16 protein-coding genes are annotated in these 14,111 nt (G+C 29.0%); 12 read left to right on the top strand and 4 right to left on the bottom strand.

Annotation, left to right across the window (positions count from 1 at the left end; genetic code table 11):
• The first annotated feature begins 102 nt into the window (after positions 1-102).
• The 4 genes from ACFIJ5_RS13710 to ACFIJ5_RS13695 all read left to right on the top strand — a co-directional run bounded on the left by ACFIJ5_RS13710 (position 103) and on the right by ACFIJ5_RS13695 (position 4,324).
• Positions 103-888: a pseudouridine synthase gene (locus ACFIJ5_RS13710; RefSeq protein ID WP_379807956.1), complete on the top strand. Its 786-nt coding sequence runs from the start codon at positions 103-105 to the stop codon at positions 886-888.
• A 278-nt stretch (positions 889-1,166) separates the two neighbouring features.
• Positions 1,167-2,132: a hypothetical protein gene (locus ACFIJ5_RS13705; protein WP_379807954.1), complete on the top strand. Its 966-nt coding sequence runs from the start codon at positions 1,167-1,169 to the stop codon at positions 2,130-2,132.
• A 313-nt stretch (positions 2,133-2,445) separates the two neighbouring features.
• On the top strand, positions 2,446-4,029 hold the full coding sequence (locus ACFIJ5_RS13700) for an AAA-like domain-containing protein (RefSeq protein ID WP_379809619.1): 1,584 nt from the start codon (positions 2,446-2,448) through the stop codon (positions 4,027-4,029).
• An 85-nt stretch (positions 4,030-4,114) separates the two neighbouring features.
• Positions 4,115-4,324, top strand: coding sequence for a zinc ribbon domain-containing protein (locus tag ACFIJ5_RS13695; protein ID WP_379807952.1), 210 nt, complete (start codon positions 4,115-4,117; stop codon positions 4,322-4,324).
• Positions 4,325-4,586: 262 nt separating this feature from the next.
• Here the strand turns inward: ACFIJ5_RS13695 and ACFIJ5_RS13690 are convergent, their stop codons facing one another.
• Positions 4,587-4,832, bottom strand: coding sequence for a hypothetical protein (locus tag ACFIJ5_RS13690; RefSeq protein WP_379807950.1), 246 nt, complete (start codon positions 4,830-4,832; stop codon positions 4,587-4,589).
• Between the two features lie 93 nt (positions 4,833-4,925).
• Positions 4,926-5,375 (bottom strand): GNAT family N-acetyltransferase, encoded by a 450-nt coding sequence (locus ACFIJ5_RS13685; protein WP_379807948.1) that lies wholly within the window; start codon positions 5,373-5,375, stop codon positions 4,926-4,928.
• Between the two features lie 282 nt (positions 5,376-5,657).
• Between ACFIJ5_RS13685 and ACFIJ5_RS13680 the strand changes: the two genes are divergently transcribed.
• On the top strand, positions 5,658-6,095 hold the full coding sequence (locus ACFIJ5_RS13680) for an NUDIX domain-containing protein (protein ID WP_379807946.1): 438 nt from the start codon (positions 5,658-5,660) through the stop codon (positions 6,093-6,095).
• Positions 6,096-6,431 (top strand): YqfO family protein, encoded by a 336-nt coding sequence (locus ACFIJ5_RS13675; RefSeq protein ID WP_379807944.1) that lies wholly within the window; start codon positions 6,096-6,098, stop codon positions 6,429-6,431.
• A gap of 33 nt (positions 6,432-6,464) precedes the next feature.
• Here the strand turns inward: ACFIJ5_RS13675 and ACFIJ5_RS13670 are convergent, their stop codons facing one another.
• Both ACFIJ5_RS13670 and ACFIJ5_RS13665 read right to left on the bottom strand, forming a co-directional pair.
• A complete protein-coding gene (locus ACFIJ5_RS13670; protein WP_379807942.1) occupies positions 6,465-6,902 on the bottom strand; it encodes a hypothetical protein in 438 nt (145 codons plus the stop codon).
• Positions 6,883-7,104, bottom strand: a complete 222-nt coding sequence (locus tag ACFIJ5_RS13665; protein ID WP_379807940.1) for a helix-turn-helix transcriptional regulator — start codon at positions 7,102-7,104, stop codon at positions 6,883-6,885. Before ACFIJ5_RS13665 ends, ACFIJ5_RS13670 begins: the two co-directional genes overlap by 20 nt.
• Before the next feature lie 424 nt (positions 7,105-7,528).
• On the opposite strand from ACFIJ5_RS13665, the gene ACFIJ5_RS13660 reads away from it, so the two are divergent.
• The 6 genes from ACFIJ5_RS13660 (at position 7,529) to ACFIJ5_RS13635 (ending at position 14,106) form a co-directional block, all read left to right on the top strand.
• Positions 7,529-8,227, top strand: coding sequence for a lantibiotic protection ABC transporter ATP-binding protein (locus ACFIJ5_RS13660; protein WP_379807938.1), 699 nt, complete (start codon positions 7,529-7,531; stop codon positions 8,225-8,227).
• A 9-nt stretch (positions 8,228-8,236) separates the two neighbouring features.
• Positions 8,237-8,974 (top strand): lantibiotic immunity ABC transporter MutE/EpiE family permease subunit, encoded by a 738-nt coding sequence (locus ACFIJ5_RS13655; protein WP_379807936.1) that lies wholly within the window; start codon positions 8,237-8,239, stop codon positions 8,972-8,974.
• Positions 8,975-8,977: 3 nt separating this feature from the next.
• Entirely contained in the window at positions 8,978-9,736 is a 759-nt protein-coding gene (locus ACFIJ5_RS13650) for a lantibiotic immunity ABC transporter MutG family permease subunit (RefSeq protein WP_379807934.1), read from the top strand.
• Between the two features lie 45 nt (positions 9,737-9,781).
• The gene (locus ACFIJ5_RS13645; protein WP_379807932.1) at positions 9,782-10,441 is read left to right on the top strand and encodes a response regulator transcription factor; all 660 of its coding nucleotides are present in this window, start codon (positions 9,782-9,784) and stop codon (positions 10,439-10,441) included.
• Positions 10,432-11,820 carry a sensor histidine kinase gene (locus ACFIJ5_RS13640; RefSeq protein WP_379807930.1) on the top strand — a complete coding sequence of 463 codons (1,389 nt, stop codon included), beginning with the start codon at positions 10,432-10,434 and terminating at the stop codon, positions 11,818-11,820. The genes ACFIJ5_RS13645 and ACFIJ5_RS13640 overlap by 10 nt, the downstream gene beginning before the upstream one ends.
• Positions 11,821-12,144: 324 nt before the next feature.
• Complete coding sequence (locus ACFIJ5_RS13635; RefSeq protein WP_379807928.1) at positions 12,145-14,106, top strand: acetoacetate--CoA ligase; 1,962 nt, start codon at positions 12,145-12,147, stop codon at positions 14,104-14,106.
• The last annotated feature ends 5 nt before the right edge of the window (positions 14,107-14,111 follow it).

The raw sequence follows: 14,111 nt of genomic DNA, 5'->3' as shown, positions 1-14,111 counted from the left end.
AGATGTGAAACATTGGCAGATATTTTTAGAGATAGCATTAAGATTCAAAAAATTTATAATTTCAAAAGAAAAAAAGATAATAAACGTTGAAAGTGAGGAAACATGAGATTAGATAAATTTTTAGCACAGTGCGGAGTTGGAACACGAAAAGATGTTAGGACTTACATTAAAGATGGTATGGTGAAAGTTAATGGACAAGTGATAACAAAACCGGAAATAGAGATTAATGAAAATGATGATGTTATCGAGTATCTTGATAAAGTGGTTACTTATACAGGAAAAGTGTATTATATGTTTCATAAACCTGGTGGTTGCATTACTGCGAGAAAGGATGCAATAAGAAAAACAGTGTTTGATTTTTTTGAGGGGATTAATATGAATGGAGTATTTCATGTTGGGAGATTAGACAAGGATACGGAAGGATTATTGTTGCTTACCAATGATGGTGAGTTTGAACATAAGTTAATGTACCCAGAAAAACATGTTGAAAAGACGTATTTCTTTTGGGCATTGGGTTCTTTGGACGAGGAAGATAGAAAGAAATTAGAGAGTGGAATTTCTATAGGAAAAGGTGAAAAACTAACTAAGCCTGCAAAAATAGAGATAGATAAATGCGAAATGTACAAAGAGTTTGAACAGGAAACGTGTATTGGCGAGTTCTACAAGATGGATTCCAGGCGTTATGATCAGCCGGTGGTGTCTGGATATCTTACTATTTCTGAGGGACGTAAGCACCAGGTGAAGCGTATGCTAAAGGCAGTGGGGTGCTTTGTTATATATTTAAAGAGAATTTCTATTGGAGGATTAACATTAGATGAATCATTGGAAAAAGGGCAGTATAGATTACTAACAGAAGTGGAAATTCAAAAGGCATTGGGAGAGGTGTAAATAATAGGATTTTAATTGTGCTGCATTCCACGGTTTAGTGTGGGATGCAGTTTTTGATTTCATTTCCCTTCGCTAAACAGTATTTTTTTACTGCGAAAGTTGAGTGAATAATTAATAATGAAGGAGATTTTTTCTAAGAAAAAAATAAAACTCTTAGGTTTATAAATGTTAATAAAAGGATATAATAATAAATATTTACACAACATTTATAAATTAAGTTATCTGTAAAGTATGTAGAAAAGACTTTACAAGATAATAAAATAAATAGGAGGAATAATATGGCGATTTCAATGATTGCACTGGATAGGATATTTGAAAATTCAATAATGGAAGTGGACGTGTTTGCAAATTTATTAAGGGATAATGGAAATTGGATTCTTTCAGATGTAAGGAAGATGGAAGATAAAATGATTATTGAGAGAATAAATAAATTTGGGCTGCATATTGATAAAAAATCATTTTCCAAACAAATAAAAAAGTATCCTTCTGCTGAAGCATACTATAGACTTTTAGATAGTCCAGGAAATCTTAAATTAGAAGGAAAAGATTCAGATTTCCTTTGGAGGGGGTTAACTGTACTTTGGGAGAGATGGTTCCCTGAAGTGCCCAATTTCGAAATGCTTGATGATAAAATAGATTCAGGATACAAGTTAGCAGAGGAAAGAAAGTTTGAAAAAGCCTATAATATATGGAAGGAAGCCTGGAAGGACATTCTTTATATTATGGACAATCATAATATTGAAAAAATAGAGGCATTTGATTGTGAATTTAAAGGAACTTATAGTATTTCAGAATGGGGATTGGATTTTGATAAGGCATTTAATATTTTAGGGGTATGTGATGAGAAGTTTCTCGAGAGAAGAATAGATTTTTGCAGTGAATTTATAAAAAGAAGTAGGTATAAGAAGAATAAACCTAACATTCAAAAATTGAAAGCATCCATTGCGGAGTCTTATATTAGACTTGGCAGACAAAGGGAAGGCGATGCTCTTTTTAATAGTTGTTTAAATGATGATCCTAAATGGGGATATGGATGGATTCTTTGGTCAAATTGCTACTGGACTTTTTATGGAACTAAACAAATTGATTACCAAAAAGCTGAATCTATATTAAAAAATGCATTAACTATTGGAGAATTAAGGGACAGAGATGATGTTGCTAAAAGGTTAAGAGAGTTTTATGATGAGACGGGTTGGGAAAAAGAAGAAGCTGCAATAGAAAAAATGTTGAGGGAATATAACTAAAACAATCTTGGATTTAAGAATATACATGTTAAAAAAATAGAAGTCTCTACTAGATTTTTTAGATTGTTCAAGAACCCTATGCAATTGCATGGGGTTTTATAATACTTAAATTAATTATGCGAAATTTTAAATTCTATCTACCCCTTTTTTTCATTAACACAAATACAAATAAATCTTAAAGAGAAAAACTTTACAAGAAGTATAGAAAAAATGCACAAAGCTAAATCTAAAGGTAAAAGGACAATGTTTAAATAAATCTAAATATGATAAAATAAATATAAAGTACATGGAGGTTAGAAAGGAAGTGATTATTATATATAAGAAATTTAATATAACAGGTATTTGTATACCGAATAAACATTATATGGTAGATATATTACAAAAATTAAAGAATATAGTTAAGTTAATAAATGATGAAGAATATTTTATTATAAATAGACCAAGACAGTATGGAAAAACTACTACAATGTATATGCTTGAAAGATTTTTAAGTAAAAAAAGTGAGTACATTGTTATATCTATAAGCTTTGAGGGAATAGGAGATTTAATTTTTGAAGAAGAAAAAAGATTTACTAAAGGTTTTTTAAATCTACTAGAAAGAACTCTTTTTATGGAACATAAGGATTTATCAGAGTTCATTAAATCAGAAAAAAGTGAAGTTGAAACTATAGATGATTTATCATATTTTATAACAAAATTTATAATACATTGTAACAAAAAAGTAATTTTAATGATAGATGAAGTAGATAAAAGCAGCAACAATCAGCTTTTTTTAAGTTTTTTAGGTATGCTTAGAAATAAATATTTATTAAGGAATATGGGAAAAGATTATACTTTTCATAGTGTAATATTAGCAGGTGTTCATGATGTAAAAAGTTTAAAAGCAAAAATAAGACCAGGTTCAGAAAACAAGTATAATAGTCCTTGGAATATCGCTTCCGATTTTGATATAGATATGAGCTTTTCAGTAGAAGAAATAAAAACAATGTTAGATGATTATGTTGAAAATAAAGGGGTAGATTTAGATAAAGAATACTTTTCACAAAAACTTCGTTATTACACATCTGGGTATCCGTTTTTAGTAAGTAAATTATGCAAAATAATAGATGAAAAAATAATGCCTCAAGATGAATTGAAATGGAAAAAAGAATATATTGATAGGGCTGTAAAGCAGATTTTAAAAGAGTCAAATACTAATTTTGATAGTTTAATTAAAAATATAGAGAACAATAGAGATTTAAAAGAATTAGTAAGAAAAATTGTTTTAGAGGGAAATCCGATAACATATGTTGAGGATAATCCTGTTATAAGTATGGGAATAATGTATGGTATCTTAAAAGAAAAAAATGGTAAAGTTAAAGTTAATAATAGGATATATGAACAAAGGATTTATAATTATATGAGTTCTATATTAGAAACAACAACGGATGTGTTATCATATAATCAAAGTGGCAATTATATAAAAGATAATGGAGATTTGGACATAAATAGAATTTTTTTAAAATTCCAGGAGTTTATGAAACATGAATATTCCGATAAAAGAGAAGCTTTTTTAGAAGAGGATGGAAGACTTTTATTTTTAGCTTTTTTAAGTCCAATAATAAATGGAGTAGGTTTTGTTTTTAAAGAAGTAAAGGGTGGAGCTGAAAAGAGATTTGATATTGTAATAACTTATAATAAGAAGATGTATATTTTAGAGCTGAAAATATGGAGAGGATTGGAATACCACAAAAAAGGTTTAATGCAATTAGGTGAGTATTTAGAACAATACGGATCGGATAAAGGATATCTTTTAGTGTTTGATTTTAGAAAATTAGAATCAAAATCTGGAGATATAGAAAAAGTAGAAGTGAAAATAGGAGAAAAGATTAAAGATATAAGTATTGCATATTGTTAGGAATGGTATAAAACTATATTCATACTGTTATTCAAAATAATGTATAATATAAATATAATTAAATAAATCAAATGGGGGCGTTAAAATGGAGAAAAAACAATATGTTTGTCCAAAATGTGGGTGTAGACAATATGAAACTGATCAATTTCAAGCTACAGGGGGAACTTTATCCAAGATATTTGATGTTCAAAATAAAAAGTTTATTACAATAAGTTGTTCGAGATGTGGATATACAGAACTATATAAAGGTGAAACTAGCACAGGAGAGAATATATTAGACTTTCTAATATCATAATTGAATAGCAATAAATTCAACTTTTGCAGGTAAAAGTAGTCGCTGCAGAAAATGATATATTGCTCAGAAACCTTTCACTTCAGTAACAAGTTCTAAGCTTTGTTCAAATGTTTCTTACGCAATATATCATTTTCTTTCGCTAAACAGTATTTTTTACTGCTAAAATTCAGTAATAAACAAATAAAGAAGTCCTGTTGAAAATTATCAGGGCTTCTTTTTTCTAGTTTATTAAGATTATCTCCATTACTAATAATTTAGTTATTTAACAAATATAGTTATTATGTCTGTTTACTAAATATATAGTTAATAATCCAAGCAAAAAAATGATACAACTACCTGCAAGTGCAACAGGACCAATTATATATTTTATGCATGCTATTTTAACCAATATAGGTGGTAAGCCCATTATTGATAAAAAAATGTTGCAAACTTTTTTACTTTTGACAAATTTGATAAAAAAATAAGTTGAAAATATTAACCATAAGCTTATGCTAATAACATTTGCCATGATTTTCCTCCTTTGTTTCACTATGATGTTTTAATTTAAAATGCTTGTTATTTATAAATGCCTGTTACATTATACAAAATAAAAATTATGATTTCAATTGTTATTTTTCAGACTCATTAAGTATCTACTGTTATGTATATTTTCTGTAATTTGATATCCATTTCTAAGATATAAATTAACAGCTCCTTGATTTTTTATAAATACATATAAAAATATATCCTTATTTTGTTTTTTTGCAATTGAAGCAGCATATTTTAAAATTTCTGTTCCTATGCCTCTTCTTTGAAATTCATCAAAAATAAAGAAGTCATCAAGTTCAAGTTGTTCTCCTTTATTATGTAAGTAATAATATCCTACTTTAATTCTCTCAAAGTAGATACATTGATAGCTGTCAATATTCTTCTCTATTTTTTTTCTAACCCAATCAAAAATTTTTTCAAAATCAAGATTTGAGTTAGTTTCATATTTCTCAATAAGGTTTTTATTTAATTTAAATATTTTGTTTATATCATCAACTGAAGCATTTTTAAATGATATTTCCATAAACTTACCCCCTATAAATAATCAATAATTCAAAAATAATACATTTATTATAGTTTATCACTAATTATAAGTAACTCAATGCAATATATCATTTTTCACAGATACTGTTTTTTAAACTGTGAAAGTTAAATAAATTTCACAAAATTATTACTGTGATGATTTTGAACAAGTTGAATTAAGAAGCTATAATATGTATTAGAGTCAATAGTTTTATTTGGGAGTATTATGTTAAGGATTATTTTGTCATGATAAAATTGAGTTAGAAATTATAGGGGTGATACCATGGAAATGGATAAATTAGATAGAATAAATATACAGGCATTTATATTTACGTCTAAAAAGAAATTTAGGATTTTGATATTAAAAAGAATTCCAGAAAGAAGTGGATATTGGCAGCCAGTTTGTGGGGGAATTGAAGAAGGGGAAGAACCAATTGAAGCTGTTAAAAGGGAAGTTTTTGAAGAAACAGGACTAAGGAATATTAAAAATATTATAGATTTACAATATGACTTTATATATAAAGAGCCTAAAAATGGTAAATTAATGAATATGAAAGATATGTGTTTTGCTCTTGAAGTTGATGATATTTTTGATGTTGTATTATCAGATGAACACGAGAAATACAAGTGGTGTTCAAAAGATGAAGCAAAAGAGTATTTGAAATGGGAACATAATCGTGTGGCATTAGAAAAACTTTTGACATTGAAAGGAGAAGTGTAAATGGAGTTCGATATTTTCAAAATAGAAACTTTTATTCCAGAAGAATATTTAAAAGAATTAAGAAAAAGTCTTAATGACATAGGAGCACTTACTATAGGTGGGAATTATGATAATTGCATGTCCGTGTCTAAAGTTATTGGTTCTTGGAGACCCTTAGCAGGGTCTAATCCCTTTGAAGGCACAGTAGATGAGATTTCCGAAGAAGAAGAATGTAAAGTGGAATTTTGCTGTAAAAGGGAAATAGTAAAAAAGGCAGTTAATACAATAAAAAGAGTTCATCCTTATGAGGAACCAGTCATAAATATAATACCTATTATAGTAAGTGATAATTTGTAAGTGACAAATTTATATATCATTAATTAAAATATATTAATTTCTTTTGTTATGATAAAAGTAGCTGCTTATTGAAGCAATTTGCATAGTTACAAACATAAGTGCCATACCAAGAAAAAAACTAATCCATAATGTATTCTTTGTTATTCCAACTGCAATTGCAGATAATAGTGTAAAAGTGGTACAAATAAAAAATGTAATATCAAAGGCACTACTTTTTGATTTCATATTAATAAAATTTTCACGTTCATCATCATTTTGCATATCTTCTTTTGTAAGCTTACGGTTTAAACCTATATATATATCAGTTACTCCAAAGAAAATAAGAAAGATATCTATTACAATATATTTGATAGTTTTAAGAGTATTGAAAGTGTTAAAACGTGCAGCGATAGGTATTACGCTAATTGCTGCTAATAATAAAAATACTATACCACTCCAAAATTTCTTTTTGTTATAAATTTTTCTCTTCATTTTCCAAATTCTCCTTTAAACAATATAAGTCTTCAATAGTAGTGTTAAAAATACGAGCTATTTTATATGCCAGCATAATTGACGGATTATACTGTCCCTTTTCAAGTGAAATAATTGTTCTTGAGGAAACAAAAACTAAATCAGCAAGCTGTTGTTGTGTCATCTTTGCTTTTGTTCTTAGTTCTTTTACTCTATTCTTCACTTATTCACCTCCAACAAACATGAAGTAAACTTCACATGAAGTTTACTTCATGTTATCACTATATAAGTACATTGTCAACAAATGATAATTATTAATGCAACTTTCTTAGTAAAAAAATACTGTCTAGCGAAGGGAAATGATATATTGCGTAAGAAACATTTAAAATCAATTAAGAATTAATAATTAAAAATGAATAATGAAGGTTGATTTTTGCTTTAGCAAAAAATCTTTAATTATATTAGTTATTTTGCCCTAAGGCAAAATTTCCTTCATTTTTAATTATTCATTATTAAATATTAATTATCTTTAGAAGATTCCATTTCTTATATTTATACATACATTTATGATTAAATTAAATTTTCAAATCCTTATAAAATCCTTAAAATTATTCAGTACTATTAAATCAAAAGAAAGGATGATGGATATGGAAAAATATATTTTACAAACAAAAAATCTTTGCAAAAACTTTAAAAAACAAAAAGCGGTAAACAATATTTCTCTCTCTGTTAGAGAAAATTCAGTATATGGATTACTTGGACCAAATGGTGCAGGTAAATCAACTACATTAAAAATGATTACAGGAGTGTTAAGACCAACTTCTGGACAAATCACATTTGAAGGACATGAGTGGAGCAGAAAAGATTTAGGAGATATAGGAGCACTTATTGAAGCACCACCTCTTTATGAAAACCTAACAGCTAGAGAAAATTTAAAAGTAAGGACAACACTTTTAGGATTAAAAGAACAACGAATTGATGAAGTGCTTAAGATAGTTGATTTAACTAATACGGGTAAAAAAAGAGCTGGTCAGTTTTCAATGGGTATGAAACAGAGACTTGGAATTGCTATTGCACTTTTAAATAACCCTAAATTATTAATACTAGACGAGCCAACAAATGGTCTTGATCCGATAGGAATTCAGGATTTAAGAAAATTAATTCGTTCTTTTCCAGAACAGGGAATAACCGTTATTTTATCAAGTCATATTTTATCTGAAGTAGAGCAAACCGCTGATCACATTGGCATTATTTCAGGTGGAGTTTTGGGATATGAAGCAAAAATAAATCCAGGGGAAAATCTTGAAAGTCTCTTTATGGAAGTTGTAAGAAAGAATGAAAGGTAGGGAAATAAAATGGGAGCTTATTTAAAAGCTGAAAATTTAAAACTTAAAAATACATTTACTAAAAAATTAATTTTAATTATGCCATTAATTGTTTTATTATTGGGAAATTTGATTCCACCATATTATGAACAAGATTGCTTTAATTGGTGGTATACAACTATTTTATTAGGTTATATTTCTCTTATATGTTTTCTTGTACATCAAAAAGAAAATAAAAAACTTAAATATATAGGGGTAATGAGTTTACCTGTAAATTTAAAAAAAGTTTGGATTTCAAAGGTGTTACTAATAGGAACATATATTTTAATTTCCTGTATTATACTTTCAATAGGTATTTTGAATGGGAGGATTATGTATCCAGGGGCAATTAAAAATCCAATGCCAGTAACAACTGTTATGATAGCTGGTTTGATTATTGCAATTACATCATTATGGCAAATTCCACTTTGTTTTTTTCTTTCAAAAAAGATTGGACTTTTTCCTACTATTTTAATAAATACTGTGGTAGGTATTGTTCTTAACTTATTTACTGTAAATAAAGAATTATGGGTATTTTGCCCTTATAGTTATACAACAAGATTGATGTGTCCAATAATTAGAGTTTTGCCAAATGGACTTTTAGCAAAAACAGGAGATCCACTTTTAAATCCAAACGTGATTTTTCCTGGATTGATTTTATCAATTGTGCTTTTTATAATTCTTACCCTTGTGACAGCATACTGGTTTAGTAAACAGGAGGTGAAATAGATTATGGATTTAATTCGATCTATAAAAGCTGATTTTTGTAAACTTCGTCATACTTCTGTTTTATGGATACATATTTTGATTCCTTTGATTGGAGCAGGAGTTTTTCTAGGGTATTATTCTTTTTCTCCTTGGAGTGCTATTTCAAAAATTAAAGGCTATTTTGAAGTTTTAGCTTTGGTTTTTCCACTACTTATTGGAGTGATTTGCAGCATGGTTATATCACAAGAAGAGCAAGCAGGAAATTTTCAAGAGATACTAACAGGTACAACATGGAGAGGAACAACTTTTCTTAGTAAACTTATATTGTTGATTTTTGGTGCGATTTTTTCTATTAGTATAGCTTTAATTGTTTTTGTAGTAGGATTTCATTATATTTTGGATCAGGGAAATTTTTCAATAAGTATTTATGTACATGAGGCATTTGCATTACTTTTAGGGAATATTTTTTTATACATTCTACATATATATTTGAGTTTAAGGTTTGGAAAAGGAGCTTCTATAGGTTTAGGGATTGTAGGGGTTACAATATCTGCTCTTATGTTAACCGGTCTTGGTGATGAAATATGGAAAATAACACCATGGGCTTGGGGTTGTAGACTTTCTGATTATGCGATTTTAAATCAAATTGACCCATCTATATATAATATGCTTCAAGGAGAAATTCATCAGGGAATTATTAACGCCATTGTTGCAACTATCATTGCATTAATATTGAGCTTATTTTGGTTTAGCCGCTGGGAAGGAAGAAAATCCTACGAGTAGGCCACTTATTTGTAGTATAATGAAACCTGAAACGGAGGGAATAATATGGCAAAAATACTTGTTGTTGACGATGAACCAGATATATTGATACTAATTAAAAATGTACTTTCAAAAGACAAGCATTTAGTAATAACAAAAGATAGTGCAAAAGATTTATCAATTGGAGATTTTACAGGCTATGATCTCATTTTGCTAGATGTTATGATGCCGGATATAGATGGTTTTACATTATGCGAAAAAATCCGTGATGTGGTAGATTGTCCAATTCTATTTCTTACTGCAAAAACAATGGAAAATGATATTATGTTTGGTCTTGGAGTTGGGGCAGATGATTACATAACAAAACCTTTTGGAATGGGAGAACTTAGAGCAAGAGTAGCTGCCCATCTCCGTAGAGAACAGCGAGAAAAACATAGTTTTCTTATAGTTTCAGGCATAAAGTTTAATCTATCAGGTAAAGAAGTAATGGTGGATGATAAAAAAATACCCTTTACTAAAAGTGAATATGCTATATGTGAATATCTTGCTAAAAATCATGGACAAGTCTTTTCAAAAGAAAAAATATACGAAGGAGTTTTTGGATACGAGGGAGAAAGTGATAGTTCAGCTATTGCTGAACACATTAAAAATATTCGTGCTAAGCTATCTGTTTTTGATATGAGTCCAATTGAAACAGTTTGGGGGATTGGTTATAAGTGGCGATAAAAATAAAAAAGAAGAGTGTTACGTTAAAAACGGTATTTGCTAAATATTTAATTTCATTGGCAGTATCCTTTGGTGTTGTGACATTTATTGTTATGTCTTTTGTAAGCTTAGCAATGAAAACGGAATTGATATTTCCCGCAAATTATGTTGAAAATCTTGTAAGACAGGTGAAACCTATTTTAGTATCTTCACCCAAAATTACGAAAAATATGATTCCACAAGGCTGCAATTTTGCAGTACTTGATAAAAATTATAATGTTAAAAAAACAAATATGAATGAAAAAGAATTATCTAAAGCTGTGTTGTATGCAAAGGGTTCTACAGAAGATTTTGGAACAAAAAAATATTATTTTATTGAACGAAAAGATGGATTTTGTATTTTACAGTATTATATACGGGCAAGATATGCTTCAGAGTGGTTAAATAAGCATTTTCCTAAACCTGAATTTTTTATGATTACAATTTTGCTTATTGGATGTCTAATTTCTACAATAGTTATTACATTAATTATTGCTAAAAAATTAAAGTCTAATCTAGTACCTTTAATGCAAGCTACTGAAAAAATCAAGGAACAGGATTTGAATTTTAATGTTGGAAAGTCTAAAATTAAGGAATTTAACGATATATTATTATCTTTTTCAGATATGAAAAATGAGCTTAAAAGGTCATTAGAACAGCAGTGGAATTTAGAACAGTCAAGAAGAGAACAAATTTCTGCACTAGCTCATGACATTAAAACACCACTTACTATTGTAAAAGGTAATGCGGAACTTTTAGATGACACATCCTTAGATGAAGAACAGGAATGTTATACAAAATTCATTTTGAAAAATGCAAATCAAATTGAACAATATGTTATATTGCTTAATAGAATTTCCAAAACAGAATCAGAATTATCATTTTCTTTAAAGAAAGTGGATATGGAATCGTTTGTTGAAGAAATTAGCGGTGAATTAACTGCTCTTGCAATATCAAAGCAAATAAAAGTTGAATTTATAAAAGAAAATTTGCCACAGAAAATTAAAATGGATAAGGAATTATTTCTTCGCTGTATTATGAATATTATTTCCAATGCAGTAGAGTATACTCCTAATAAGGGAATAATAAAACTTCATATAGTAGGTAACGATAAAAATATTCGTTTTACCATTACAGACGGTGGTAAAGGCTTCAGCAAGGAAGCTTTAAAATCTGCCACAAAGCAATTTTATATGGGAGATGCAAGCCGAAGTTCTAAGAAACATTTTGGTATGGGACTTTACATAGCAGATTCTATTGCTAAAGTACATAATGGAAAACTAATTCTAGAAAATTCACCGGATACTAAAGGTGGTAGGGTGACTGTTGAAATCCCTGTGTTTTGCTCTTTCATAATGTGAAATGTTGTTTAAATTGACACGTATTTACAATTAAGATATAATTAATTTAGATTGTGATATATCCTAAAAATTGATTAATAACTTATGTATTAAGTTATTAATCAATAGATTCTGATGTTATCTAAACTTGGGGTACATAAAAAAGTTAATATTATAGGCAGCGCTATCTATAAAAAATATGTTATCTTATATGGTTATTTAGAATAAAAAGATAATAAATAATTATAGAAGTATTGCAGAAAACGATTACAGCAGAGACTTTAGGAATAATTACGATAAATTGTATGAAAATTGCAAAAAAATAAAAGGGGAGTGAATGATCATATGAGAAAATTGTTATGGAAGCCTTCTGAAGAGTATATAAAAGCAACAAATATGAATTCTTTTATTAATTATGTAAATGAAAAATTTAGTTTGAAGATTTGTGATTATAAGTCTCTTTATAAGTGGTCTGTTAATTTTCCAAAGGATTTTTGGGGTACACTATGGCATTATTTAGACATAAAGTGTTCTAAAACATATTCAACTGTTGTTGATGATTTATCCAAGTTCCCTGGCGCAAATTGGTTTGTAGGTGCAAAATTAAATTATGCAGAAAATATACTTCGCTTTTCTTCAAGTTCTGCTCCTGCAATTATATTTCGAGGAGAAAGTAAAATAAGGAAAGAAATTAGTCATGAGGAATTATATGGACAAGTTGTTAGACTTGCTGATGCATTAAGAAAAGATGGAATAAAACCAGGAGATACTATTGCTGCATATATGCCTAATATGGCTGAAACAGTAATAGCTATGCTCGCATGTTCTGCTGTAGGTGCTATTTGGTGTTCATGTGCTACTGATATAGGTTCTCAAGCAGCTATAGATAGACTTGGACAGGTTAAACCATCTATTTTATTTACAACTGATGGATATTTTTATAAAGGAAAATGCTTTGATGTTCTTAAAAATGCAAAACAAATTGTAGGTGGAATTAAATCTATAAAGAGAGTAGTTATTTCACATTATGCTGGTGACAGTTCTAAAATATCTGAAGTTCCTAATAATGTTTGTTGGGAAAACTATCTTTCAGAGAGTATTCCACAAGATTTTCAATTTGAACAGCTTCCTTCTGAACATCCACTTGTTGTAATGTTTTCATCTGGAACTACAGGTAAACCAAAATGTATGGTTCAGTCTGCGGCAGGCTTGTTACTTAACCAATTAAAAGAGTTAGTTTTGCAAAATGATTTAAAATCTTGCGATCGTATGCTTTATATTACAACTTGCAGTTGGATGATGTGGAATTGGCAAGCAGCAGCTTTAGGTGCAGGTGCTTCTATAGTTTTATATGATGGTAATCCATCTTATCCAGATACATCTGCAATATGGAAGATATTAGAAGAAGAGAAAGCTACTATTTTTGGACTAAGTGCAAGTTATGTACATGCTCTTATGGCACAACATTTTTCACCTAAAAAAGTTGTATCTCTCTCAGCGCTCAGAGCTATTTCACAGACAGGATCAGCACTTTCTGAAGAAGGGTTTGATTATATTTATAGAGAGATTAAAGAAGATTTACATTTTAATTCAATTGCAGGTGGAACAGATATTAATGGTTGTTTTTCTTCAGGTAATCCTATAAGTCCTGTTTATTCAGGTGAACTTCAAGGTCCTGGTTTAGGTATGAAAATAAATTGTTATAACCAAAACGGAGAGCCTGTTAGAGATGAACAAGGAGAGCTTGTTTGTGAGATACCTGCTCCACCAATGCCTATTAAATTTTGGAATGATCCTGATAACAAACGTTATATGGATGCCTATTTTGGAGTATACCCTGGTATTTGGCGTCATGGTGATTATGTTATGATACACTCAGATACAGGTGGAATAAGTTATTATGGTAGATCTGATTCTATTTTGAAACCATCAGGAGTTAGAATAGGAACAGCTGAAATTTATAATCAAGTTCAAAAAATTCCTCAGATTAATGATAGCTTGGCAATCGGACAAAATTATAAGGGAGATCAAAGAATTATTCTTTTTGTTCAAACAAAAGAAGGAATTGAACTTGATGAAGAATTGAAAAAACAAATAAAAACAATTTTGAGGAAAAATGCTTCTCCTAGACATGTTCCAGCAATTATTATGTCTACTCCAGATATTCCTAGAACTTTGAATATGAAAAAAGTAGAGAGTGCTGTAACAAATATTATAAATGGACGTAAAGTTACTAATAGAGAAGCTTTGGCAAATCCTGAATCTCTTGATTATTTTGAACAAGTTTTACCACAATTGAGCAAATAAGATTT

The sequence above is a fragment of the Haloimpatiens myeolchijeotgali genome (assembly GCF_042688525.2).
GTDB lineage: Bacteria > Bacillota > Clostridia > Clostridiales > Clostridiaceae > Haloimpatiens.
Note: the sequence above shows the minus strand (reverse complement) of the source record. Positions and strands in the feature narration are given on the sequence as shown.

Coding starts and splice junctions, on each gene's coding strand:
- ACFIJ5_RS13655 (WP_379807936.1), top strand. CDS start 8,237: ATGGGAGCTTATTTAAAAGCTGAAAATTTAAAACTTAAAAATACATTT.
- ACFIJ5_RS13680 (WP_379807946.1), top strand. CDS start 5,658: ATGGAAATGGATAAATTAGATAGAATAAATATACAGGCATTTATATTT.
- ACFIJ5_RS13660 (WP_379807938.1), top strand. CDS start 7,529: ATGGAAAAATATATTTTACAAACAAAAAATCTTTGCAAAAACTTTAAA.
- ACFIJ5_RS13705 (WP_379807954.1), top strand. CDS start 1,167: ATGGCGATTTCAATGATTGCACTGGATAGGATATTTGAAAATTCAATA.
- ACFIJ5_RS13695 (WP_379807952.1), top strand. CDS start 4,115: ATGGAGAAAAAACAATATGTTTGTCCAAAATGTGGGTGTAGACAATAT.
- ACFIJ5_RS13650 (WP_379807934.1), top strand. CDS start 8,978: ATGGATTTAATTCGATCTATAAAAGCTGATTTTTGTAAACTTCGTCAT.
- ACFIJ5_RS13635 (WP_379807928.1), top strand. CDS start 12,145: ATGAGAAAATTGTTATGGAAGCCTTCTGAAGAGTATATAAAAGCAACA.
- ACFIJ5_RS13670 (WP_379807942.1), bottom strand. CDS start 6,902: ATGAAGAGAAAAATTTATAACAAAAAGAAATTTTGGAGTGGTATAGTA.
- ACFIJ5_RS13710 (WP_379807956.1), top strand. CDS start 103: ATGAGATTAGATAAATTTTTAGCACAGTGCGGAGTTGGAACACGAAAA.
- ACFIJ5_RS13690 (WP_379807950.1), bottom strand. CDS start 4,832: ATGGCAAATGTTATTAGCATAAGCTTATGGTTAATATTTTCAACTTAT.
- ACFIJ5_RS13685 (WP_379807948.1), bottom strand. CDS start 5,375: ATGGAAATATCATTTAAAAATGCTTCAGTTGATGATATAAACAAAATA.
- ACFIJ5_RS13675 (WP_379807944.1), top strand. CDS start 6,096: ATGGAGTTCGATATTTTCAAAATAGAAACTTTTATTCCAGAAGAATAT.
- ACFIJ5_RS13645 (WP_379807932.1), top strand. CDS start 9,782: ATGGCAAAAATACTTGTTGTTGACGATGAACCAGATATATTGATACTA.